Source organism: Sphingobacterium sp. R2 (assembly GCF_040760075.1).
Classification (GTDB): domain Bacteria; phylum Bacteroidota; class Bacteroidia; order Sphingobacteriales; family Sphingobacteriaceae; genus Sphingobacterium.
The window spans coordinates 4,207,555-4,232,308 of record NZ_CP142884.1; the positions used below are offsets into that span (position 1 = coordinate 4,207,555).

The 24,754-nt window shown below is 40.4% G+C and carries 19 protein-coding genes and 1 tRNA gene; 8 read left to right on the top strand and 12 right to left on the bottom strand.

Features of this window, described 5'->3' with window-relative positions; all coding sequences use genetic code 11:
- The first annotated feature begins 355 nt into the window (after positions 1–355).
- Positions 356–1,165, top strand: coding sequence for a polyphosphate kinase 2 (gene ppk2, locus VXM68_RS17530; protein ID WP_367209525.1), 810 nt, complete (start codon positions 356–358; stop codon positions 1,163–1,165).
- 84 nt (positions 1,166–1,249) lie between these two features.
- On the opposite strand, the gene pckA is transcribed toward ppk2, so the two are convergent.
- Positions 1,250–2,866: a phosphoenolpyruvate carboxykinase (ATP) gene (gene pckA, locus VXM68_RS17535; RefSeq protein ID WP_367209526.1), complete on the bottom strand. Its 1,617-nt coding sequence runs from the start codon at positions 2,864–2,866 to the stop codon at positions 1,250–1,252.
- 337 nt (positions 2,867–3,203) lie between these two features.
- Between pckA and VXM68_RS17540 the strand changes: the two genes are divergently transcribed.
- Entirely contained in the window at positions 3,204–4,040 is an 837-nt protein-coding gene (locus VXM68_RS17540; RefSeq protein WP_293957722.1) for an MBL fold metallo-hydrolase, read from the top strand.
- A gap of 95 nt (positions 4,041–4,135) precedes the next feature.
- Here the strand turns inward: VXM68_RS17540 and VXM68_RS17545 are convergent, their stop codons facing one another.
- The 4 genes from VXM68_RS17545 to rpe form a co-directional block, all read right to left on the bottom strand.
- Positions 4,136–5,008, bottom strand: a complete 873-nt coding sequence (locus tag VXM68_RS17545; protein WP_312363356.1) for a hypothetical protein — start codon at positions 5,006–5,008, stop codon at positions 4,136–4,138.
- Positions 5,009–5,173: 165 nt separating this feature from the next.
- Positions 5,174–7,441, bottom strand: coding sequence for an aconitate hydratase (locus VXM68_RS17550; protein ID WP_312329723.1), 2,268 nt, complete (start codon positions 7,439–7,441; stop codon positions 5,174–5,176).
- A gap of 48 nt (positions 7,442–7,489) precedes the next feature.
- Positions 7,490–10,252, bottom strand: a complete 2,763-nt coding sequence (locus VXM68_RS17555) for a bifunctional aconitate hydratase 2/2-methylisocitrate dehydratase (protein ID WP_312363354.1) — start codon at positions 10,250–10,252, stop codon at positions 7,490–7,492.
- A gap of 355 nt (positions 10,253–10,607) precedes the next feature.
- On the bottom strand, positions 10,608–11,288 hold the full coding sequence (rpe, locus tag VXM68_RS17560; RefSeq protein WP_294184856.1) for a ribulose-phosphate 3-epimerase: 681 nt from the start codon (positions 11,286–11,288) through the stop codon (positions 10,608–10,610).
- Between the two features lie 149 nt (positions 11,289–11,437).
- Between rpe and VXM68_RS17565 the strand changes: the two genes are divergently transcribed.
- Together VXM68_RS17565 and VXM68_RS17570 are read left to right on the top strand one after the other, a co-directional pair.
- Positions 11,438–13,561 (top strand): HDIG domain-containing metalloprotein, encoded by a 2,124-nt coding sequence (locus VXM68_RS17565; protein ID WP_293957727.1) that lies wholly within the window; start codon positions 11,438–11,440, stop codon positions 13,559–13,561.
- A gap of 121 nt (positions 13,562–13,682) precedes the next feature.
- A tRNA-Ser gene (locus tag VXM68_RS17570) sits at positions 13,683–13,772 on the top strand.
- A gap of 171 nt (positions 13,773–13,943) precedes the next feature.
- On the opposite strand, the gene VXM68_RS17575 is transcribed toward VXM68_RS17570, so the two are convergent.
- The 3 genes from VXM68_RS17575 to VXM68_RS17585 are packed head-to-tail and all read right to left on the bottom strand — an operon-like array spanning position 13,944 to position 15,166.
- Entirely contained in the window at positions 13,944–14,234 is a 291-nt protein-coding gene (locus VXM68_RS17575) for a transposase (RefSeq protein WP_367209527.1), read from the bottom strand.
- A 1-nt stretch (position 14,235) separates the two neighbouring features.
- Positions 14,236–14,925: a transposase gene (locus VXM68_RS17580; protein ID WP_367209528.1), complete on the bottom strand. Its 690-nt coding sequence runs from the start codon at positions 14,923–14,925 to the stop codon at positions 14,236–14,238.
- Positions 14,918–15,166: a hypothetical protein gene (locus VXM68_RS17585; RefSeq protein WP_367209529.1), complete on the bottom strand. Its 249-nt coding sequence runs from the start codon at positions 15,164–15,166 to the stop codon at positions 14,918–14,920. Before VXM68_RS17585 ends, VXM68_RS17580 begins: the two co-directional genes overlap by 8 nt.
- 259 nt (positions 15,167–15,425) lie before the next feature.
- Here VXM68_RS17585 and VXM68_RS17590 point away from each other — a divergent pair, with 259 nt between their 5' ends.
- The 4 genes from VXM68_RS17590 (at position 15,426) to VXM68_RS17605 (ending at position 17,588) form a co-directional block, all read left to right on the top strand.
- On the top strand, positions 15,426–15,659 hold the full coding sequence (locus tag VXM68_RS17590; protein ID WP_294184854.1) for a hypothetical protein: 234 nt from the start codon (positions 15,426–15,428) through the stop codon (positions 15,657–15,659).
- Between the two features lie 38 nt (positions 15,660–15,697).
- On the top strand, positions 15,698–15,958 hold the full coding sequence (locus VXM68_RS17595) for a hypothetical protein (RefSeq protein ID WP_294184853.1): 261 nt from the start codon (positions 15,698–15,700) through the stop codon (positions 15,956–15,958).
- A gap of 250 nt (positions 15,959–16,208) precedes the next feature.
- Positions 16,209–16,415, top strand: a complete 207-nt coding sequence (locus tag VXM68_RS17600; RefSeq protein WP_293954070.1) for a hypothetical protein — start codon at positions 16,209–16,211, stop codon at positions 16,413–16,415.
- Between the two features lie 135 nt (positions 16,416–16,550).
- Complete coding sequence (locus VXM68_RS17605; protein ID WP_367209530.1) at positions 16,551–17,588, top strand: hypothetical protein; 1,038 nt, start codon at positions 16,551–16,553, stop codon at positions 17,586–17,588.
- Positions 17,589–18,370: 782 nt separating this feature from the next.
- On the opposite strand, the gene VXM68_RS17610 is transcribed toward VXM68_RS17605, so the two are convergent.
- From VXM68_RS17610 to VXM68_RS17625, 4 genes are all read right to left on the bottom strand, one after another.
- Positions 18,371–19,906, bottom strand: a complete 1,536-nt coding sequence (locus VXM68_RS17610; RefSeq protein WP_367209531.1) for an IS1182 family transposase — start codon at positions 19,904–19,906, stop codon at positions 18,371–18,373.
- A 120-nt stretch (positions 19,907–20,026) separates the two neighbouring features.
- On the bottom strand, positions 20,027–21,646 hold the full coding sequence (locus VXM68_RS17615; protein WP_367209532.1) for an arylsulfatase: 1,620 nt from the start codon (positions 21,644–21,646) through the stop codon (positions 20,027–20,029).
- A 17-nt stretch (positions 21,647–21,663) separates the two neighbouring features.
- Positions 21,664–23,256 (bottom strand): arylsulfatase, encoded by a 1,593-nt coding sequence (locus VXM68_RS17620; RefSeq protein ID WP_367209533.1) that lies wholly within the window; start codon positions 23,254–23,256, stop codon positions 21,664–21,666.
- Between the two features lie 23 nt (positions 23,257–23,279).
- The gene (locus tag VXM68_RS17625) at positions 23,280–24,749 is read right to left on the bottom strand and encodes a RagB/SusD family nutrient uptake outer membrane protein (protein WP_367209534.1); all 1,470 of its coding nucleotides are present in this window, start codon (positions 24,747–24,749) and stop codon (positions 23,280–23,282) included.
- Positions 24,750–24,754 lie beyond the last annotated feature (5 nt).

Sequence of the window (24,754 nt, forward strand, 5' to 3'; positions counted from 1 at the left end):
AGTATTTGTAGTAAAAACGCTACTTTTCTCTAATCATTATGTCCACCACATCCGTTTAACATTTTTTAACAGTTAGAGCATTCACAACATAGCGTAAGCACTACGTCTCCAATAATCCGCCTAATGGCTAGAATACAATAAAGCTCGAAGTGGGGAACTCCGAGCTAACCTAACCAATTATTAACCTAAATTTATGAAAAGTCTAATCTAAGTGAACATCCATTTGGTGTTCTGATTAAGAAACGTAATCTGCCTAGATATTAGTATTAGAAACATAAGTTTTATTTGAAATTTGACATTTTTTAACAATTCAATAAGTAACTTTAATAAAAACGATCGCTTAAATAAATATTTTATGGCAGAATACGATTTAAATGAACTTCAAAAGATCCACGAAAACAAAGATGTTTTAAATTACTTGGAGCAACAGGGCATTCTTGAAATAAAAAAGTTCAACGATGTTTACGATTATGAAAAAGAGCTTTATGAACTACAGGTCAAGTTGTTGAAGCTCCAATACGAAATTATTGAAAAAGGGAAGCGGGTGCTCATTATTTTTGAAGGTAGGGACGCCGCTGGCAAAGGCGGCACAATAGGTCGCGTAGCCCAATATTTAAATCCTAAAAAGGTCCGTATTGTCGCTTTACCGAAACCAACCGATGAAGAATCTGGACAGTGGTATTTTCAACGCTATATCAAGCAGCTTCCTAATGCCGGAGAAATTGTCATCTTCGATAGAAGCTGGTATAACCGTGCAGTAGTGGAACCCGTATTTGGATTCTGCAGCAAAGAACAACATGAATTATTTATGAGTCAGGTTCCAGAATTTGAAAAACAATTAATTGACGACGGTATCATTGTCATCAAGTTATTTCTGAGCATCAGCAGAGAAGAACAGGCCGAAAGATTAAAAGAGCGTCAGGAAGATATACTCAAGCGATGGAAAATAGGAACGCTTGACCAACAGGCACAGGAAAAATGGGATATTTACACAAATTATATTGAAAACCTCTTTAAGAAAACAGGATCAAAAAAATCACCCTGGTTTGAAATTGTTAAAGACAATAAGAAAAAAGCACGATTGGCAGCTTTCAAGCTTATCATTAATGCCCTTGTCGGAAGCGAGCAGGAGCAAGTAGATTCCTTCGTTAAAAAACACGATTAAAGATTTTCAGCCCCACAAAAAGATTCGTACAACAAAAAGAGAGAGCCCATGTTTACTCTTTCTGTTGTACGAATGCAAAATGAATTAAACGAAGACAGTGGGCTCAATTTTAGGGCCTGCCTCGAGAACGCTCGCTGGCATTTGGTTATTAAATTTTTCAAAGTTTGCTATGAATAGTTTCGCCAAGCGTTTTGCCTGCATATCATAGGCCTCATCGTTATTCCATAAGCCCCGGGCATCCATGATTTGTTCGGGAACATACGCTCCGCAACTGGTCGGATAATCTAACCCAAAGATATCGTGTCTATTAAATTGAGATTCTAATAATGAACCATCCATTGCGGCTCGGATTAACGCTCTGGTATAGGCAAGTTTAATCCGTCGTCCTATTCCGTAAGGACCTGCAATCCAGCCCGTATTCACTAACCAGACTTTAATATTACGATTCTGTTCTAGTTTTGAGCGAAGCAACGCCGCATATTTCCCGGGATGCAGCGGTAAAAATGCCTGTCCAAAGCAAGTTGAAAATGCGGCCATAGGTTCCTTCACCCCCACCTCTGTACCCGCAACCTTAGCAGTATAGCCACTTACAAAATGATAGACAGCCTGGTCGGTAGACAACAATGAAATTGGCGGAAGTACACCAAAAGCATCCGCTGTCAAGAAAAAAATATGAGCCGGCTCATTGCCTATACCGCTTATTTCAGCATTTTCCATGAAGTCAATTGGATAAGACACGCGCGTATTCTCGGTTTTACTGATGTCATTGTAATCAGGTTTATCCTGATCATCCAAAATCACGTTTTCCAACAGCGAACCAAAACGAATGGCATGATAGATCTCCGGTTCTTTATCGGCTGTTAGACCAACACATTTGGCATAACAACCACCTTCAAAATTGAAAACTCCCCGTTCACTCCACCCATGCTCATCGTCTCCAATTAACCGCCTGTTTTTATCAGCAGACAATGTCGTCTTTCCAGTACCCGAAAGCCCAAAAAACAATGCAGTATCTCCATCGTCGGAAGTATTAGCAGAACAGTGCATAGAAAGGACGTTATGCTCGAATGGTAAAATAAAATTTAAGATGGAAAAAATGCTCTTTTTAATTTCCCCCGTATAACCTGTTCCAGCAATCAATACAATTTTCTTCGTAAAATCAATTGCAACAAAATTTTCGTTAAGGATACCATATGCATGTGGTTCTTTAATCAACAAGGTCGGAGCAGCTAAGATAGACCAAGGTGGCCGAACTTCTGGATTAGGCTCCTGACGTAAGAACAAGTTGTTGGCAAATATACTTTGATAAGCTGTCTCTGTAACAACACGGATCCCAATTTGATAAATCGGATCAGCACCCGAAGCGCAATCTCTGATGTATATATTTCGCTCAGCCAGGTGCGAGGCTACCAGCGAAAATAGCGCCTCAAAATGATCTGGAGACATCCGTTGATTGATTTCCCCCCACCATACGTTGTCTTTAGTTAAAGAGTCCTCCACCAGGAAGCGGTCCTTGGGGGACCTCCCCGTAAATTTTCCCGTATCAGCGGCAAGCGCTCCTGTATCAGAAAGCCTTCCCTCTTGATTTACCAAAGCATGTTTAACCAATTCAGAAACGGGTAATTGATAAAATACACTCTTCGTGCTATCAATTTTCAAATATTTCAAATCAGGCGCGTTTCCAATGTTACCCTTTTTCATATTTTTTGTTTGTTTTAAAATGTGCTCAAATTTAAAAGCAATTTTCGCTAAAAACAAAACATAATTATCTAAAAATCAAGCTTATTGTACAAAAAACACAAAAACAAAACGCTAACTATCAGTAGCTTACGAAGGTAAAAAGAATTGCATTTTTTAGCAACTTTTTTTAGCAACTCAAGTTATGGCCATTAAATAATATAATATATTTTTCGTAAATTGTCCCATCCTTTACAAATATTAATAGGCGTTAAAATTCTAGCTCAAAGGATCCTTGATTACTCAAAACGGCAAACAATGGTAATACGTACTGTTCAAAAAGTAAATACAAAATAACAAGATGAAATTATATGCTATAGAAACGGGATTCTTTAAACTCGATGGTGGGGCTATGTTTGGTGTGGTCCCTAAAAGCATCTGGAACAAGACAAACCCGGCAGATTCCAACAATATGTGTACCTGGGGAAATCGTCTGCTGCTCATTGAGGATAGCAATCGATTAATGTTGGTGGACACGGGCCTTGGAGACAAGCAAAATGAAAAATTCTTTAGCTATTATTATCTTCATGGTGATGCAACATTAGACAGATCATTAAAAAATATTGGATTTCACCGAAATGACATCACCGATGTTATTCTAACCCACCTACATTTCGATCATTGTGGTGGTGCCATAGCGCGAGAAGGTGATCAACTTGTTCCGGCCTTTGAAAACGCTCATTTTTGGAGTAATGCAGACCATTGGTCTTGGGCAACTAACCCCAACGCCCGGGAGAAGGCTTCTTTTCTAAAAGAAAATATTCTTCCGATACAAGAGAGCGGACAATTAAAGTTTGTTGAAGATGTACAAAATCCATTCGGAAGCGATATCAGCATGCGCTATGCAAATGGCCACACAGAATCCATGATGTTACCACAGGTTCAATACAAAGGAAAGACGATACTGTATATGGCTGATTTGCTCCCTTCGGTAGGCCATATACCAATTCCCTACGTGATGGGATATGATGTACGTCCTTTAGTTACTATGGAAGAACGTCACAGCTACTGGAACGAAATAGTAGACAACGACTACATCCTGTTTTTTGAACACGATTCAGTTCACGAATGCTGCACACTACAACGTACCGAGAAAGGCATACGGGTAAAAGAGATCTTTAAGTTGGATGAAATTTAAGGTGTATCTTGAAAATAATAAAAACGCAAATGAACAAACAGGCTACGTTAAAGTAGCCTGTTTGTTATCCTATATAGTTTATTATCTTTTATGATTTAAAACCTAAAGCCCAAAGCCCAATAGTTTTCAAAAAACCAGATCTGTTGCGACGCCTTGTCCACCCCTCTCCTTCCAGTTGTACGAATGTTGGTCAGATCAGTCCATCCAGTTTTAAAATTTCCTTGCAGGTACAGCCCTTTGTAAAAACGGTAGTGCAGCCCAACTTTCGCCGAAGCGCCATAACCAGCAATGTTCCAGAAGTGGTTTGCTCCCTCACCAAAAAGATGAACTTCCGAACGCGGAATTAGTAAACCTACATCTACACCAGATTCCATGGTCAGCACCTGTTGGCCCTTTCGATTATTGATGATATCATCATAACGCTCCAAGCCTACCGAAGCAAAATTATAACCGTCGGTGTGCTCAAATGTTAGCATCGCGGAATCCACTGTAATCAATTCACCATTATATTGACCGGCACGGTTTCCGGTCGGGATACCTGGATTAGAAATTTCTTCACCAATAAAACCTGAAATTTTTACCTGCTGGGGTATATCAACGACATATTTCATGTGATCCCAGCCCAATGAAATGGAATAATTATCTTTGATATAATAACCAAAATGAAGGTTGAATTGTGGGATAGTCAACCGACTCGGATCAAAATAAGTCGAACCAAATTTAGTTGGACGATCAGCAGCTTTTACATCGTGAAGAATAAAATCATAATTTGGACCTGTAAAATGAATATCGGATTTTGCATAGGAAGAGAAGTTATACCCCCAAAAGAAAAAGAATTTTCCTTTATTACTTTCGGTTCTCAAATTTTTTGGTTTGAAAATACTCTTTCCTATTTCGGGGTTTTCTTGTGCAAATAAAGCAGAAGCACTCAAGGCAAGCGCTCCAATTGTTAAAAATATTTTTCTCATATCAGTGCTAAAAACGTTGCGCAAAAGTACCGGCATTCTATTTTATAAGCAAATAAATTCAATGAGAATTAGTAAAATATGACGAAGATCACAGAAATGTCATCCCAAAACAAAATAAAAAAGCCGCTTTATACGAAAGCGGCTTTTTTTGTATGCTCATCAATACTATTGTGCTTGATTTTTGCGAATTATATTTAAGGCACCACCAGCTTTAAACCACTCAATCTGTTGCGCATTGTACGTATGATTTGCCAAGATCTGCTCTTGTGTTCCATCATCGTGGTGCAATACCAGCGTTAAGGGCTTACCTGGAGCAAATTCAGTTAAACCGATAATATCGATCGTATCGTTCTCCTGAATTTTATCGTAATCATCCTTATTTGCAAAAGTCAATCCCAACATTCCTTGCTTTTTCAGATTTGTCTCGTGAATACGGGCGAAAGACTTCACCAATACTGCGCGAACACCCAAATGACGAGGCTCCATTGCAGCATGCTCACGGGATGAACCTTCTCCATAGTTTTCGTCACCAACGACAATTGAACCAATACCCTGTGCTTTATAGTCACGTTGTGTTGCTGGCACAGGGCCATACTCGCCTGTCAATTGATTTTTAACGTTATCTGTTTTCTCATTGAAGAAGTTCACCGCACCGATCAACATGTTATTGGAGATGTTATCCAAATGACCACGGTATTTCAACCAAGGGCCAGCCATTGAAATATGGTCTGTCGTACATTTACCTTTTGCTTTGATCAATAATTTCAAACCCTTCAAATCAGTACCTTCCCAAGCTGCGAAAGGCTGCAACAATTGAAGACGGTCAGAGGTAGGCGCCACATCAACGACGACGGAACTACCGTCAACAGCGGGTGCTTGGTAACCCGGATCATCTACCGCAAATCCTTTAGTAGGTAATTCGTCCCCTACCGGTGGATCCAATTTTACTTGCTCACCTTTACTATTCGTCAACGTATCAGTAACTGGATTGAAGCCCAGATCACCAGAAATCGCAATTGCCGCCACCAATTCCGGAGAAGCCACAAATGCATAGGTGTTCGGATTACCATCTGCACGTTTCGCAAAGTTACGATTGAATGAATGAACGATGGTATTTTTCTCTTGTTTATCAGCGCCTACACGATCCCACATACCAATACATGGACCACAGGCATTCGTAAATATCGTTGCATTAAGGTCTTCAAATGTTTTCAGCAAACCATCACGATCAGCTGTAAAACGAACTTGCTCTGACCCCGGATTTATACCAAATTCAGCTTTAGTAATTAAACCTTTATCCACCGCTTGTTTTGCTATAGAGGCAGCACGTGACAAATCTTCATAGGACGAGTTTGTACATGAACCGATCAATCCCCATTCAACTTTTAAAGGCCAGCCATTTCTTTCAGCCTCTTCGCGCATCCGAGACACTGGCGTATACAAGTCCGGTGTAAAAGGACCATTAAGAGATGGTTCTAATTCGGATAGATTAATCTCAATAAGCTGATCAAAATACTGTTCTGGGTTAGCATAAACTTCCGCGTCCGCAGTCAAATGTTGTTTAATCGCATTTGCCGCGTCGGCGACTTCAGCACGTCCTGTAGCACGTAGATAGCGCTCCATGGATTCATCATAACCAAAAGTCGACGTTGTCGCGCCAATTTCAGCGCCCATGTTACAAATGGTTCCCTTACCTGTACAAGATAGCGACTCTGCTCCCTCGCCAAAATATTCCACAATCGCTCCAGTTCCCCCTTTGACGGTCAAGATACCAGCAACTTTAAGGATAACGTCTTTCGCGGCAGCCCATCCGCTTAACTTACCAGTCAATTTAACACCGATTAATTTCGGGAATTTCAGCTCCCAAGGTAATCCAGCCATTACATCACAGGCATCAGCCCCGCCAACACCAATAGCAACCATACCCAATCCACCGGCATTTACCGTATGTGAGTCTGTACCGATCATCATTCCGCCTGGAAACGCATAGTTCTCCAAAACGACTTGGTGAATAATACCAGCGCCAGGTTTCCAGAAACCGATACCATACTTATTGGACACAGAACTCAAAAAGTTAAATACTTCAGAGCTTTCGTTTTTAGCTCGCGCTAAATCTTTGTCTGCTCCTTCTTTCGCCTGAATCAAGTGATCACAGTGAACGGTAGAAGGAACTGCAACTTTTGGACGTCCAGCTTGCATAAATTGCAATAATGCCATCTGAGCAGTAGCGTCCTGCATAGCCACACGGTCTGGTGCGAAGTCGACGTATGAAACGCCACGCGTATAATCCTCAGTAGCATTGCCATCCCAAAGGTGTGCATACAATATTTTCTCAGATAAAGTCAAAGGTTTATTAACCACCTGACGAGCAGCAGCAATGCGCTCGTCATAACGGCTATAGACCTTTTTAATCATATCAATATCAAAAGCCATATCTCTCTAATTTATTTGTTTAATTAAGTTACTAAACACTAATTATTACTACTTTGTTGGAATAGGTGCAAACTTTGTCAAGTTAATACCTTCGACAGCAGCTTTATATTCGTCAATGTTCGGAATACGACCCAAGATTGCTGATAACACAACTACAGGAGTCGATGCCAACAAAGACTCTCCTTTCTTACCGTCTCTGTCCTCTACGACACGACCTTGAAATAAACGTGTTGAAGTCGCCATGACCGTATCTCCTTTTGCCGCTTTTTCCTGGTTACCCATACAGAGGTTACAACCTGGGCGCTCTAAATACATAATATTCTCATATTCTGTACGTGCAGTACTTTTAGGTAATGCATCGCTAAATTCAAATCCCGAGTATTTTTGCAAGAATTCCCAATCGCCCTCTGCTTTCAACTCATCAATAATATTATACGTTGGGGCTGCGACTACCAAAGGAGCCTCAAAAGTAACTGCGCCTTTTTGTTTTTCAATGTTCTTCAACATTTTAGAAACGATCTTCAAATCGTCTTTGTGTACCATACATGAACCTACGAAACCCAAGTCTACCTTTTTGCTTCCGCCGTAGTAAGAAAGATCGCGGATCGTATCGTGTGTATAGCGTTTAGAAACATCCGCATTATTTACATCCGGGTCAGCAATCATTGGCTCTTCAATGATATCCAAATCAATCACCACCTCAGCATAGTATTTCGCATTCGTATCCGGGGCTAATGCAGGTTTAACCCCTGTTTTGATTTCCTCGATGCGTTTATTTGCCTTTTCGATCAAGCCATGCAAAACATTATTTTTGTTTTCCATACCTTTATCGATCATGATTTGAATACGCTTTTTCGCGATCTCCAAAGATTCGATTAACGTGTCATCTTGAGAAATACAAATGGAAGCTTTCGCTTTCATTTCTGCTGTCCAGTCAGTAAAGGTAAACGCCTGATCAGCCAAAAGCGTACCAATGTGAACCTCTATAATCCTACCTTGGAACACGTTCTCTCCAGCAAATTGCTGCAGCATCTGCGCTTGGGTAGCGTGAACTACATCACGGAAATCCATATGCTCTTTCATACTCCCTTTAAAGGTAACTTTTACCGACTCAGGAATTGGCATTGAAGCCTCTCCAGTAGCCAACGCTAATGCAACGGTGCCCGAGTCAGCGCCAAAAGCGACACCTTTGGACATCCGCGTATGGGAGTCCCCTCCAATAATGATGGCCCATTCGTCGATAGTGATATCGTTTAAAACTTTATGAATAACATCAGTCATGGAATGATACACGCCTTGTGGGTCACGCGCAGTAATTAATCCAAAGTCATTCATAAATTTCATCAATTTGGGAATATTTGCTTGCGCTTTTTTATCCCATACAGATGCGGTATGACAACCCGACTGATAAGCACCATCCACTGTCGGCGAAATGACTGTTGCAGCCATAGCCTCCAACTCCTGTGCTGTCATCAAACCAGTAGTATCTTGAGAACCAACAATGTTTACTTTAACGCGAACATCAGAACCCGCATGTAAGACCTTACCAGGCGTAACACCGACCGCATTTTTGTTGAAGATTTTCTCCACTGCTGTCAAGCCTTGCCCTTCAATAGTAATCTCTTTTGAAGGAGCAAATACCGCAGGCGCTTGAATGCCCAGTGTTTCTGCAGCAAATGTTTGTATCTTTTTACCAAAAACAATCGCATAAGAGCCGCCGGCTTTAATAAATTCCATTTTCTGGGGAGTCAAAGCTTTCGAAATATCGATCAGCTCACGCTCGCCATGATATAATTTCTTCGTCTTTGTATTAATAGTTAAAACAGTTCCCGTCGCAACAGAGTAAGCTTCTTCAAGAATGGGCTCGTCTTTTTCGTTACGAACAACATTCCCCTGCTCATCCACTTTCTTCACCCAGTTTTTCAAGTCGATACCAATACCACCAGTCACATCTACCGTTGTCAAGAAAATTGGCGAAATACCATTCGTACCACCGACAATCGGCGCAATATTCACAAAAGGAACATAAGGACTTGCTTGTTTACCTGTCCAAAGTGCCACATTATTTACTCCCGACATACGAGAGGAGCCTACACCCATCGTTCCTTTCTCAGCAATCAACATGACACTTTTACCTGGATGTTGCGCCTGCAATTCACGAATGTGCTGTTGCGCTTCAGGTGTGATCATACATTTACCATGTAATTCACGATCCGAACGTGAGTGCGCTTGATTTCCCGGGGATAATAAATCTGTCGAGATATCGCCCTCACCCGCAATAAAAGTAACCACTTCAATTTCTTCCTGCACCTCTGGTAGCTTCGTAAAAAACTCCGCTTTTGCATAGCTTTCCAAAATATCCTTAGCTACTTCGTTACCTTGCTGATAAGCATCTTTCAAACGTGCTGTATCAGCATCATATAAGAAAACTTGTGTTTTAAGCACTTCGGCAGCTTGTTTAGCAATCATGACATCATCACCCAAAGCTAAATCTAATAAAACTGCAATAGAAGGTCCACCCTTCATGTGGGACAATAACTCAAAAGCAAAGTCAGGTGTGATTTCAGCAACAATAGATTCACCTAAAATAATTTCCTTCAAAAATTGCGCTTTAACGCCAGCTGCAGGAGTTGTACCCGGCAGTGTATTATAAATAAACAATCGTAAAGAATCTGCTCTATTATCGTTGTTTAAATCCTTAATCTGAGCAATTACTTCACTTAGTAATTCTGCTCCATCAATTGGCTTAGGATGTAACCCCTGGCCTTCTCGTTCTACAACCTCTTGTACGTAATCGTTGTAAATACTCATAGATATCTATCTTTCTATTTTAAGGGTAGCCAAAAAGACACAATGTCTTGCTAAACCACCTTGACTGTAATATAATTAAGCTAATAAGCCATCGATCGGTTTCCAGATCAAATCACAATTTAGCCCTTCCACTTCATGTTTGAAGTTAACTTATTTGTCGTAAATCAACTCCTGTGACTAAATACAAAAATAGTGAAAATACAGCTTTAAACGCATGCGTTCCATCTATTTAAAGCAATTTGGAATTGTTCTAAACAGCCTTTTGCAATCATGCCCGTTTTTTCCAATTCGCTATTTTTACTGCCTGATGTTTAAAAAAAATAGGTGATCTATATGACTAAACCACCTATTCTATTTATATCGTTTCTACATGTATATCGATGTCCTTCAATGTCTTGACCGTTTCCAGAGGATCTGTGGCATTAAAGACAAACGATCCGGCCACCAGCACATCTGCCCCTGCTTTCAATAGCTGCGCTGCATTTGCAGTCGTCACTCCCCCGTCAATTTCAATCAACAGGCCATCGTTCACACCCGCAGCCATCGCACGTAACTCCTGCACTTTGGCATAGGTATTTTTAATGAATTTTTGACCACCAAATCCCGGATTGACTGACATGATGCAAACCAAGTCTAAATCCGCGAGCACATCTTTCAAAAGAGCCACCGGCGTGTGTGGGTTCAATGCAACCCCGGCTTTACAACCCAACTCTTTAATAGCAGACAGCGTACGATGCAGATGCGTACAGGCCTCGTAATGCACAGTAATGACTGCTGCGCCTGAATCTTTACACACTTGCAAATAACGATCTGGATCAACAATCATCAAATGTACATCCAAAGGTTTAGTCGCATGTTTTGCAATAGCCTGCATAACTGGAAATCCAAAAGAGATATTCGGAACGAAAACACCGTCCATAATATCAATGTGAAACCAATCTGCGTCGCTGTTGTTTACCATGATGATATCATCGTATAATTTAGCAAAGTCTGCAGCAAGGACGGATGGTGCAATGAGATGTGATTTTGTTGACATGTTGTATTTTTTCTGCAAAGATAACAAGTATTTTTTGTTCATCACAGCCTTTAGCCTATTTAATGCCCATAAAGGAAAATTGGCAGAAGTGGCAGAAAATAAATTATAACTACATTTGTATATTTACAGAATATAAAATAAAGCTCGCAGTGGGAAGACTAAAAATAAAATACAGAAGAGAATTAAATACAACGGAAAACCTTGTCCGCAAAATTGGATTAATACTTATTACCATCTTTTTGATCTGTATATTTCTTCCCAAACAACCCCGTTTCCGCTATGAATTTCAAAAAGGTAAAGTATGGAACCACGAAAATCTAATATCGCCTTACAATTTTGCCATATTAAAAACGCAAGAAGAATTGAATGCGGACAAGAAAAGCATCTTAAATACCATTCAGCCTATCTACAATGCCAATACAACCACCAGTAAAGAGCAAATTGATCAATTCAACACCGATCTGGCGGAAAAGTGGCAGAGCAGCAAATTAGATACTACACATGAAAATATAGCGGATTATAGAAATGCCGGTAACGCCATCCTAAATCATCTGTATAGCAAAGGTATCCTATCCTTGAACAATAGATTTCAAAACCGTAGCAACGACAAATCCCCAGCCTCTAAGCATTATAATTTTACGCTCATTCAAGACAAAGTTGCCAGCCAAAAAAATACGGCCGACTGCTATACGATCGAAAGCTCTTACAGTTATATGGACGACATTATGCCCAAACTGACCAAAATAAAGCAGAAGAGCTGGCTGTCGGAAACACTAAAAAACTATATTACCATTAACTACATTTATAATGATCAGCAGACAGAGACCTTGGAACAAAACGCAATTGCCAACATATCAGCTACGCGTGGCGTTGTCCAAAAAGGGGAACTCATAGCCGAAAAAGATAAAATAATTTCCAATGAAACCTACCAAAAGCTTGAATCACTACGTAAGGTATATGAAGATGAAGGCAAGATCAGCGGCAACCAAAATTATGTGACTTTAGGTCAATTTTTGATTATTTCGCTGGCACTTTCTATTTTGATGGTGTTTCTTTTTCTGTTTCGAAAAGACATCTACTTTAATAACAGACTGCTCGTCATTATCATGATCGTCATCATCGGTATGCTTGCCGTGTTATCTTGGGCCATTAAAATCAAAATACCTAACCTTTATTATATACCGTTTTGTGCTGTCCCCATTATCATTCGTATATTATTTGACACACGTGTGGCGCTCAATATCCATCTATTGATGGTCTTATTAGCAGGATTATTCGTCCCAAATAGCTTTGAGTTTGTTTTTCTACAATTTATGGCGGGTATAGTTGCGATCTATAGTATCAAAACATTGGTTAAAAGAGAGCAATTGTTTATTTCATCGGCAATCATTCTGGGAACGTACTGGATTGCCTATATTGGATTGGTGGTGACCAGAAATGGTTCCATTGACACGATCTATTGGTCCGACCTCCTTCCATTCTTCGTCAGCGTATTGATTACGCTCCTTGCCTACCCCATGATTTATGCCTTCGAAAAATTGTTTGGTATCGTATCTGACCTTACGCTCATGGAGCTTACTAACAGTAATTCCAAATTATTGCGTGAACTCTCATTTAAAGCTCCAGGCACCTTTCAGCACTCTTTACAGGTGGCTAATCTTGCGGAAGCGGCGATTTATAAAATTGGTGGAAATCCACTATTGGTACGTGCTGGAGCACTCTATCATGATATCGGCAAACTGACTAATCCTCAATTTTTCATCGAGAATCAAAAGACAGAAAAGAATCCTCACGATGAGCTATCCCCTGAACAAAGCGCACAGATTATTATTTCGCACGTCATAAAGGGTGTTGATATTGCTAAAAAACATCAATTGCCGGACGTTATCCTTGATTTTATCCGCACGCATCATGGTACTACCCGTGTAGATTATTTTTATAACCTTTTCGTGAAGAACAATCCGGATAAATTGGTTGACGAGTCGTTATTTACCTATCCAGGCCCCATTCCTTTTTCAAAGGAAACAGCAGTGCTCATGATGGCAGACTCAGTCGAAGCTGCGTCCCGCGCGTTAAAAGAGCCATCCGAAGAGTCTATCAATAATCTTGTCGATAAGATTATTGAACACAAATTGATGGGTGGGCAATTCAACAATAGCAACATTACCTTAAAAGATATCACTGAATCTGCGGTTATTTTTAAGGCCATGCTCAAAAGTATCTATCATGTTCGGGTGGATTACGATTTAAGCAAAAAAACGATGCAATTTTAATTATCAAACAACAAATTGACTGTCAAACGCTTATTGCAACGTTACATTTTTTTTGCATTTTTTTTATTATTTAGACTTTGCAGAATCAAATAATTGCCTTATGTTTGCAATGTCAAAACAAGGAAGGGTGCCTGAGTGGCCGAAAGGAACAGTTTGCTAAACTGTCGTACTGGAAACGGTACCGCGGGTTCGAATCCCGCCTCTTCCGCCAAAGACAAAAAAAGCTTTCTGATATCAGAAAGCTTTTTTACATTTAAGCAGTTAGAAATTGCGCGGCCCTGGAATTTTATAGGGATCATACCGAAAGTTTGGGATCATACCGAAAGTTTGGGGGGCAGTAAGTTTTAAGGGATCATACCGAAAGTTTGGGGGGCAGTAAGTTTTAAGCATATAATTTCATTACTCGGTATAGGAAGAATGTAGTATCTCTAACCCCTCTGAATATGGCTCTAAAAGATTTTAATTTAGCGTTGAAAGATTCTGCAGAAGCATTCGTACTCTTATTATCAAAATAGTGAAGGATATTTGCGTGGTGTGCCGCAATAGATCTTGCTACACTTTCGAAAGACTGTATTCCAGCGTTTTCTACCTGATTATGCCACAACGCTAGTTTAGTAAAAGCACCTTCTTTACTCTTAGATTTATGGAAGATGTTACCTAATGCTAGACTCAAATCATACGCTTTTTAATAATGGAAACCGCAAGAAAAGCAGCTCTGCTCGATATTTTTGACTTTCAGACCATCTAGAAGGATGTTTGAATAGTAGATGCCTAGATCTTGCAAGTAATTGTTTCAAGGTATCTCCGTTTGAAAGTATTTCTGGCTCATAAGACTCTCCTTGCTTACGAGCTTGTGTTATCTTATAACTTTCTTCATCTAAGACCTCCCAGCGATATTTGATCCGTAACTCCTGTACAGCATCGTAGGCTAGTTTTTGTACATGAAATCTATCTATTACTCGTCTAGCATTTCTAAAGCATCGCTGGATAGCTTTAGCCATATTGGGTGCCATGTCCATGGTCACTTCCTTTACTTTATTCCTCAATCTTAAAGGAATACGTTCTAAAACGTTAATAATATCTTCAGCTTTAGTTCCTTTGATGGTAGCTAAAATAGTTCCTTTTTTGCCTTTAGCCGCTTTATTACTCACAATAGTATAAAGTTCGCCGTTACTGAAGCTCGTTTCATCAATACTAAGTTTTTCGCTTATATTATCTGTAAAAAGTGTCCATTGCTCTGCGTGAGATTTCTGATCCCAAGACTGAAAATCGCTCAGATAATTCTTGTATTGATCTTGTAATTGCTTGCCGTCCATCTGGAAGAATAACCCTACCAAGTGGGCACTTACAGGATAGTTATCCAAATATCTTCTTTAAAAAAAGCCCGAATTCAGTCGTCATTCGAGTACCCTCACGCACCAGGTTCCAATCTCTTGTGATAATATCTCCCGTATCTAACACTGTCCAGCGGCGGCGGCTCATATTTAGCCTAACTTTCTGACCTCTAATGGGAAAGTCTGAAATCTCTGTGGAAGGCATAAAGCCTTTTGACTCCAACTTGCTGTTCTCATAGCCTGTTGGAGCAATATTAAGTGTTAAAACCATTGTCTTTAGGGCTATTGCGAAAGATATTATTCCTAAGGATCCTTTTAAGCTGTTCAAAAGCAAGAAAACAAAGTGTAATAAAAAGCCGCTTTCTTCTGATGAACTTCAGAGGCTGGAGAACAAAGTCTTTTCTTCCGAGCGGCTTGCTGTCATCAGAGACATATTTATTTTCCAATGTTATACCGGACTTGCCTACATTGATGCTTACCAGTTGGATCCCTACCATATTAAACAGGGAATAGACGGTGCCTTGTGGATTATGTCAAGCGAACAAAAATCCAAATCCAATACTGACGTTCCCCTACTGCCAAAGGCAATCGAGATCATGGAACGTTATAAAGATCATCCGATCTATCGTCAACGGGTATCAGTACTGCCAGTAAAGTCTAATCAAAAAATGAATGAGTATCTTAAGGAAATTGCGGTATTATGCAATTTCCTTAAGATACGCTCAACACACACAAAGCCAGACGTACTTTTGCCAGCACAGTAACACTTAAAAATGGAGTGCCGATCCATGTGGTCAAAGAGATGATGGGACATCATTCGGTGAGGCAGACAGAGGAATACGCAATAACCCAACAGGAATCAATCAGCGAGGAAATGAACAACCTTAAAAATAAACTGTCGAACAGTGATAGAGTATATGATCCATTGTTGGTACTGAAGCAACTAGAACAGGAAGTTCACAATATGAAAAGTAATAGAATCGACGATAGATTACCTTCGCAAGATGATGACAAATTAGATCGCATAGTTGAGGAAATAGATAAAATAAAAAAAGCTCTATGATCAAAAAAGCTTTAGATCGTAAAAAAAATATAAAATGTATTATACCTCAAAGTGAGTGATTGTCTAACCAATGCGATTATAAGCATAATTGCATATGAAGCAAGAGGAGGTGGCTACGTATGGTTTCACATGGATTGGGGCTGGCGGGGTCAGAATAACGGTTGGTTTGGCTATGCAAGCACAGATTCAGGAAACCTAAACTTTCGATATAAGCGAGATATGGTTTATTCAATTTACAAATAACATCAATATGAACAAGTTATTATTAGTATTCACAAGTCTTCTTACTTTCTTCAGTGCCTGTAAGAAAACAGGAGCATTAAGCACAAACGTTTACAGTGAAATGCAGCTACATTTATTAGATGAAAATGGCGTAAATGTGATCGATTCAAAACTAACAAGTGCAGATCTGGATCTTTATTACGTCAAAACAATCCCCTTCTTTTGTGCTATATGATGTAACGATCACCAAGGCAAGGGATGTTGTAAGACTTATTTCTCAAATGTCATCATAGTCTTCAGAACATGCTCATGATAGTAAATAATTATTCGGCCTAGTTTTTGACATATGCAAAATTAAATTTACCATTTAATGCATATGAAAACTTTGCCTTTTACATTTACTTTAATGATCTTAACCGCTTTATTGTTTTTGAGTTGTAGTAAACGTGATGATGACGATAGCTTATCAGAATCTGGTCCAATTATTCATGCTGTTGGAAAAATCAATGATAAGGCTATATATTGGAAAAACTCAAGCGTGACCGTATTGGGAAAGGGACCAGGAGCATCTGAAGCTGTGGGAATGACAATGAATGGAGCAGATATTTATGTAGTAGGTTATGAGATAAATGCAAATGGTAAATATGTTGCAAGATACTGGAAAAATGGTTCCGCAGTTGATCTCACTGATGGCTCAAATGATGCGAGGGCAAATAGTATTGTTATTGCGGGTACTGATGTCTATATTGCTGGACAGGAAATGGTAAGCGGAGGTACAACGTATATTGCTAAATACTGGAAGAATGGAGTTTCCGTTTCCCTAACGGATGCCGGTGAGAATGCAATTTCTTCCGATATTGCTGTACTAGGAAATGACGTTTATGTTATTGGCGAAAGAAGGCAACTTAATTGGCTTAATCCTGTTACGTGCTACTGGAAGAACGGACAGCGTACTGATCTTTCCGATCAAAACTCGGCAGCAGATAATCAGGCGATCTATATTATAGGTAACGATGTGTATACAATGTGGTCTACCATTTACAATAAACAAGGGCAGATACAAACAAGATATTCCAAAAATTTTTCACAACCTACGTTGATCCAGGATGGAACTTCAAGTAGCCGGGGAACTTCGTTAATCGTGAAAAATAATGATGTTTATATTGGAGGCTGTGGTGTTTCGGCCACTGGCAATACGATGTCGGCGAAATATTGGAAAAATGGAACACCTGTCACCTTAAGTTCTGACGATTCGCAAGCATTAAGTATTGTTTTGCTAAATAATGAAGTATATACAGCAGGCTATCAGAATTCAACAGCAACTTACTGGCACAAAGGAAATTATAAAACACTACCAAGCTCGTCTGGCAGCTCACTGATTAGAAAAATAATTGTAAAAGATAATTAATCAAGCGTATTAAAGCTATATAAAGCTCATCTAAGTAAACAAAATTTAAAAATAACGCGCTCTAAAATGGTTTTAACGAGGGACTATCAAATTATTTTGTTTGGAATTGCTCCGTAATGAAAATAAGGATTTATAGATCTTAGTATGATTTTTAGCAAGGAATGTAGCTTAAGTATTATCGATCAGATACAGGCCTGACCGTTTTTATTGCTAATGCCAAAAATGAATATTTATTAAGTGAAAATTCAGCGGTGTCAGATCGCATTGACCTTGATAAATTAGCTATTGTATCATCAGGCAACAATGAGAAAAAACCAAGCCATGGAGGACAAAAACTAGCTCCTGACATCCTTTCGCCAGATTTGTTTAGAGTCAAAAATAAAAAGGGAAAAGCATATTTGGCATTGATCTTTGATTGCCTTCGTTTCTTTCTTCCCTCTATTCATTCCTTATTATATTCGAATGGAAATTCCTATATTTGATAAAGTAGATTAGTTGTTTTTATTGAGTCTCTGACAAAATTTATTTCTTGAAATTAGCTAAATATTTAATGGCAAATTCGTGGCAGTAAATTTAAAATACCTTTAAAAATTAGGCTTAAAGTAGTTTGGAAGAGGTGGTTCGAATCCCGCCCTCTCCGCCAAAGAGAAAAAAGAGGCTGTCTCAAATTTATTTGGGACAGTTTTTTTGTTTAAAAAGTCTATGAGATAGATTTGTGTGTTGTTTGTTGGTTATTTGAAAAAGACTCATATGGAGGGGAGAAATGAACAAAAAGTAGCTTTTTAGGCTGCTTTTTTTCTTAGATTTTGTGCTATTGCCAATAATCCCCATTCTATGGACACTTTTTCTTTACCCCGGAGCATAAATCTTCGGAACCCATGGTTCTGTTTAATGTTTGCAAAGACAGGTTCGACGTCACAACACCTCTGTTTTCGTTTAGCTACACCTACATCGCTGTTGAGCAATTGGTATGCCCTGTTCCTGTAAATCTCAAGTTGCTTATTCACCCCGATGATCCTATTTCCCTGTGATTTGTGACAGGCGCCATTCAACGGGCAGTTTGTGCAGTTTTTTGCCTGATACTTTTTGATTTCCTGCCGGAAGCCTGCGGAGGTCTTTTGGCTAAATGTACCTATACAATGCATTTCCTGTCCCATTGGACAGATATAGCAATCTTGTGAAGGATTATAATGTAATTTATCTACAGAAAATGGTTTCTTATCCCCACAGCTCTTTTTCTGTCCTTTGTCAAACATACCATATTTCACATAGCTCTCAATATTTTTTGCTGCCAGTAATGCATAGTTTTCTTCACTGCCATAACCGGCATCCGCGGTAAGGGTTCCCGGTGTTTTTCCAAAGCTGTCCTCATGTTGTTGCAAATGACCGGATAATGTTCTGGTATCTGTGGGATTGGAATGTATGGTGTAATTGACGATGTATTGATTGGACGTGGATATCTGGATATTATATCCTGGTCTGAGCTGGCCATTTTTCATATGATCCTCTTTCATCCGCATAAAGGTGGCATCGGGATCTGTTTTGCTATAACTGTTTCTGTCTCCCAGAGTAGCTTCCTGCTCTTCATATTGTACGATCTTCTCTGGATAGTTTTTGGTTACATAACGCAACTTTGCCTTCATCTTTTTATTTACCGAAGGTTTGTCGGATAAGACTCTGTTCAGCTTATCGACCGTAGCCCGGACTTTTTCGCTGTCAATTGTCGTCAGATCGGGAGGATCCGGGAGGTTGTCCTCCGACTTGGCAATACTTTGGGCGTAGTCCCATATATCTTTTAAGGCAGCTTTCATCTTTTCCTTATTGGTATGGATAGCTTTCTTCCAAACGAAAGTGTATCTGTTTGCATTAGCCTCTATCTTGGTGCCATCGGTGTAGACATCTTCTATGCTTAACAACCCTTCTTCGGCCAGGAGCTTAACAACTTCTTCAAATACACTGCGAAGTGCTTCTTTTAAGCGGACACCACGAAATCTGTTGATGGTATTGTGATCGGGATAGCTCATGCCGCTCAGCCACATGAAGTTGATATTCTCCCGGCAGGCTGTTTCCAGTTTCCGACTGCTGTAGACATTGCTTACATAGCCAAACACCAGAACCTTCAACAGCATTTGCGGATGATAACTGGAACAGCCTTTTATCTTGTAGGCATCCAAAAGACCCTGTATGTTGATACGGTTGATCACATCGTTAACAATACGTACCGGATGTCCTTTGGAGACCAATTCGTCCAAAGTTGGGGGAATTGCCATAATCTGATCCTGATAGTAAGGCTTAAAAGTAGGTCTTTGAGATGACATATATCTTTTTTTGAAATATAAATATATGAAAATCAATTAATTAAATCAAATTAAATATCATGAAATAACATAAAAAAGAGGCTGTCTTTTTGAGACAGCCTCTTTTTTACATTTAAGCAGTTAGAAATTGCGGGGTACTGGTATTTCCTGCACTTTACTTTCCCTAAAATCCTTCATAGTTTTGGGTTCCTTAACTTCCAATTCTGCAAAATCCACAACACCGTTTTCTTTTGCCCATTGGAAATAAGCAGTAGACAAACGGGACACAACGTCGTGATGCTGTCCGGCAACATCGTTCCGTTCAGTAGGATCCTGCGCAAGATCGTAAAGTTCCCATTTATAGGACGGCCAGATCGATACAAGTTTCCATTTTCCAATACGGGCAGCACGATTACCGGCGCGCTCCCAAAATAAACCTTCTTCTCGCCGAACGGTATCTTGATCTTGGAATAAAACCTGAAGCAAACTCTTTCCTGGTAAAGCATTCGCCTTATGTCCCTCATATTCTTTTGGGTATACTGCGCCAACCAAATCGTAGAACGTCGGCGCCAGATCGATGACGTGACCAGTGCCCTGTTTGATGCCTTTCCCTATTTTACCAGGAAACCAAGCTATAAATGGTGTATTAATCCCACCTTCATAGGTATAATCTTTAAATGCTTTAAAGGGTGTATTGGATGCATATGACCAATTTTTGCTCTGCGATTCATAAGAACCCAGTGTTCCAACCGGTCCTTTATTTATGCGGGCGCCATGATGCCAACGAACAAGATCTTCAGCCGGCGCACCATTGTCTGACAAGAAAACAATCAGTGTATTGTCCAATTGTCCATTGTCTTTTAGCTTACCTAACAATTTCCCTATAGTCTGATCCAATCTGTCGACCATAGCCGCAAACACTTCCATTTTTTTTGCCCAAAGCATTTTTTGATCAAATGATAATCGTGACCAATCGTAAATATCCTCATCAACAAGCGATGGTCGGCTTGCTTGCGATACCAGCCCTAATTGTTTCTGTCGCTCAAAGCGTTCTTGACGTATCACCTCCCACCCGCTGTCGTACCGCCCTTTGTATTTGGCGATATCTTGCGGCAATGCTACTAATGGCCAATGTGGCGCTGTGTGTGCTAAATAGAGAAAAAAGGGTTTATCCTGCGTTTTGATCTGATCCAGAAATGCCTCAGCTTCACGATTGATAACCTCTGTTGAAAATGCATCTTCCAAGGGATAGCCTTCAGAATCGGTTTGTGCCTGAAAAGTCGGTGCGCCTGAATCAGCATTTTTTTCCACTCTTGGGAAAACCAAATCAAAACCGCGTTCCCAGGGTAAACTTTTCCCTTTTCCAGACACGTGCCATTTACCCGAAGTTGCCGTAATATAACCATTCAACCGAAGGACTTCAGCAATGGTCAGCGATTCCGAATTGATATAACCCTGATAAGCAGGCAGTCCAAGATCATTGGAAAAATACCCAACGCCAGCTTTGTGCTGATATTGCCCTGTGATCAGGGAGGCCCTTGTGGGTGCACATATGGAATTGTTATAAAATTGCGTCAACCTTAGCCCTTCGTTGGCTAAACGATCCAAATTGGGTGTAGAAATTTCTGAACCGTATGCTCCAAGATCAGAATAGCCTAAATCATCGGCCAAAACCAAAATGATGTTTGGTTTTTTCTGTTGTGCATAGCCAAACCATAATGTAATATAAACAAGGTATAATATCGAAACTATCTTCTTCATGTTCTTTCTTTTTACTCCTAACGAAATTGATTGATAGTTTTTAAACGCTTGTAATCCACAACGGAATTCTCTTCAGCCCAGGCTTTATACCTTGCTTCGAGATCTTTCACGATAGCTGGATAACGACTGGCAAGATTGTTATTTTCGCCCCGGTCCTCATCAATATTGTATAATTCGGGTTTGTTCCCCTCTTTAAATAATGAGACCAGTTTCCATTTACCATATCGAACAGCACGATTCCCCGCCCGTTCCCAAAACAGCGGAACATTCCTCTCGATCTGATTGCTATCTGAACGCAGCAGCGCGCGCAAACTCAGCCCCGGAAGTGTATTTGTCGCCGTGTCACCAACACGCTTCGGATAGGTTGCACCTGCGTAGTCATACAAGGTGGGAGCGATATCAATAAGATGGCCTCCCCCCTTCTTAATCACGTTTGATCTTACCTCTTTTGGATACCACACAATAAAAGGGGCACCAATGCCGCCTTCATACGGATTATCTTTGTAACTTCTCAACGGTGAGTTTCCGGTTTGGGACCAATTGCTGTTTTGCACATCATAGGAACCTGGTAATCCGACAGTCTCTGTATTCCTTGCCGTATACACGCGTGTACGATCCCCGCCCTGGGCTCCGTTATCCGACAAAAAAATGATTAGCGTATTCTTATCTTTTTTTAGCTCTTTTAACGTTTGTCTGATGCGGCCGATACTCTGATCCATGCGATCGATCATACCAGCAAAGACCTGTTGCCGACGTTGCCAATACTGCTGCTCATCATAGGTCAATTTATCCCAGTTCTGTACGGTCGAGTCCTTTTTTGCAATGGCCTGCCCTGGCGGGAACACACCTTTTTGCTGCGCATTTTTAAAACGCTGCGTACGCAAAGTATCCCATCCCTCACGATACACTCCTATATATTTTTGAGTTTCTTCTTCCGGCGCCTGAAGAGGCCAATGCGGGGCATTAAATGCCAAATACAAAAAGAAAGGCTTTTTATCCTTTTGCTGTTCTTTTAGAAAGCCAATGGCTTGATCCGTAATCTCATCTGTCAGATAACGCCCCTTGGGTAAATAAAAAGGTTTATTATTTCGGAACAATGGTACTGTTGGCTGTTCAGGTCCATTTACTTCATAAAAATTAGACGCCCCACCAACAAAATTGAAAGACCGCTCAAACCCGCGCTGTGCCGGCCACTGATCGTAATCATCACCCACATGCCATTTCCCCGATATAATAGTGGAGTATCCGGCCTGTTTCAAAACTTCAGCCAGCGTCCGTGACTCCCGATTTAAAAAACCCTGATAAGCAGGCAGCCCAAGATTCACATTAAAATAACCTATACCTGCGCGATGCGCATACTGCCCCGTCAGTAAGGAAGCGCGTGTAGGAGCACAAATGGAATTGTTATAAAATTCCTGAAATCTCGTTCCTTCTTCGGCCAAGGCCGTCAAATTGGGGGTCTGCAAGTCCGTTCCGCCGTAGGGCTCTATATCCGAAAAACCCAAATCATCAACCAAAATCAATACGATATTTGGCCGATTGTCCTGACCCAAGCTTATCCGAGGTAAGATGGTTAGGCAAAGTGCAACTAATAAACATGTCGTTTTCATCTACTTAAAATTTAATTAATATATTATCTATTGATCCAGTCGGGGTGCTGCGTGAGATTTGGATTGAGATTCAGTTCCCGTTGTGGCGTCGGAAAATGAATATGGCGGGCCGACGCATTCGTTTTACCGGCAGCTTTCAGCTTAGCAACATAGTAGGTAGTTCCCCTTCGGACCAGATCGAACCATCGTTGATATTCGTAAACAAGCTCCTTTCTGCGCTCTTCAAAAATCGATTCTCTAAAAAGATCTTTCGTTTCTGTAGTGGATATATCTTCCACCCCTGCACGACGACGGACCGCATTAATAGCATTACGCGCTTCTAAAGTTGGCCCATTCAACTCATTTTCGGCCTCAGCAAAAATCAATAACACTTCCGCATAACGGATGATCGGCGTATTCTTGGAAGACTGCCCCTGATTTCCTACAACCGTTTCATCATAATATTTATTAAATTGTGGTTTGTTTAAGGCATAGTATTTATTATCTGTTGGCGACACCATCCCCGTTGTAAAGGTCGCGAGCAGGCGTTTGTCATTTGCCGCAAAGCTTTTATACAGCCCGCCCTCGCTATGAAGCGCATCTGCGTAATCCCCGTTTATGCCAGGAATATCGGCTGGCGCAGATCTACTGGCCAAAGAATTTCCCTGATAGCCACTGTTGCCTTTAAATTGAGCTGAAAATATATGTTCAACACCATTCTTCTCTCCAATATTAAAAACATCGGCAAAATCTTGGAAAAGCGCATAACCTTCTTTATCAATAACTTCCTTGGCTAATAATTTTGCATTCACCCAGTCCCCTCGCGTCAGATAGACTTTAGCCAAAAGACTTTTGGCTGCTCCAGCTGTGGCGCGTCCTTTATCTGATTCCGAATAAGACTTATAGTTAGGCAGCGCCAAAGCAGATTTTAAATCTGCTATTATTAATCCATACACCGCATCCTCTGTCGCTTTCGCTACATAAAGTTCTTGAGGAGATAAAGTCTCTACTGGTTTAGTTATCAGCGGAACTGGTCCGAACCAACGCACTAAATTAAAATAGTGAAGTGCCCTTAAAAATTTCACCTCGTTGATCAGACGCTGTTGGAGAATTGGATCGATGCGATCCGCAGACAGCACACTTATTTTAGCAATATTGACATTTGATGCATTGATCGCATCGTAGCTTTGCTTCCAAAGTTGTTCCATACGGTCATTGGATGCATCATGAGTTAGATTGCTCAGCGCCCTAACATGTGCATTTCTAGCCCGCGGCCCTGCTTCATAATCATCTGTGGCCATTTCAACACCGATCTGTAGCAAGCTGTTGTACAAAGACTGCCCAGTTTCATATAACTTTCTGTAAGTTCCTGTCACTGCAGCGATAGCTTGATCTTGATCAAGATAATATTGCTCCGAAACCAAGGCGCTTGCCGGATCCTCCTCCAATTTCGAGCAGGAAATTGCCGTTAGAAAAATCAGTATGACAGTGGATAAAACATGTATTTTTTTCATTTGAA

Coding starts and splice junctions, on each gene's coding strand:
- ppk2 (WP_367209525.1), top strand. CDS start 356: ATGGCAGAATACGATTTAAATGAACTTCAAAAGATCCACGAAAACAAA.
- pckA (WP_367209526.1), bottom strand. CDS start 2,866: ATGAAAAAGGGTAACATTGGAAACGCGCCTGATTTGAAATATTTGAAA.
- VXM68_RS17540 (WP_293957722.1), top strand. CDS start 3,204: ATGAAATTATATGCTATAGAAACGGGATTCTTTAAACTCGATGGTGGG.
- VXM68_RS17545 (WP_312363356.1), bottom strand. CDS start 5,008: ATGAGAAAAATATTTTTAACAATTGGAGCGCTTGCCTTGAGTGCTTCT.
- VXM68_RS17550 (WP_312329723.1), bottom strand. CDS start 7,441: ATGGCTTTTGATATTGATATGATTAAAAAGGTCTATAGCCGTTATGAC.
- VXM68_RS17555 (WP_312363354.1), bottom strand. CDS start 10,252: ATGAGTATTTACAACGATTACGTACAAGAGGTTGTAGAACGAGAAGGC.
- rpe (WP_294184856.1), bottom strand. CDS start 11,288: ATGTCAACAAAATCACATCTCATTGCACCATCCGTCCTTGCTGCAGAC.
- VXM68_RS17585 (WP_367209529.1), bottom strand. CDS start 15,166: ATGGTTTTAACACTTAATATTGCTCCAACAGGCTATGAGAACAGCAAG.
- VXM68_RS17590 (WP_294184854.1), top strand. CDS start 15,426: ATGTCAAGCGAACAAAAATCCAAATCCAATACTGACGTTCCCCTACTG.
- VXM68_RS17595 (WP_294184853.1), top strand. CDS start 15,698: ATGATGGGACATCATTCGGTGAGGCAGACAGAGGAATACGCAATAACC.
- VXM68_RS17600 (WP_293954070.1), top strand. CDS start 16,209: ATGAACAAGTTATTATTAGTATTCACAAGTCTTCTTACTTTCTTCAGT.
- VXM68_RS17605 (WP_367209530.1), top strand. CDS start 16,551: ATGCATATGAAAACTTTGCCTTTTACATTTACTTTAATGATCTTAACC.
- VXM68_RS17610 (WP_367209531.1), bottom strand. CDS start 19,906: ATGTCATCTCAAAGACCTACTTTTAAGCCTTACTATCAGGATCAGATT.
- VXM68_RS17615 (WP_367209532.1), bottom strand. CDS start 21,646: ATGAAGAAGATAGTTTCGATATTATACCTTGTTTATATTACATTATGG.
- VXM68_RS17620 (WP_367209533.1), bottom strand. CDS start 23,256: ATGAAAACGACATGTTTATTAGTTGCACTTTGCCTAACCATCTTACCT.
- VXM68_RS17625 (WP_367209534.1), bottom strand. CDS start 24,749: ATGAAAAAAATACATGTTTTATCCACTGTCATACTGATTTTTCTAACG.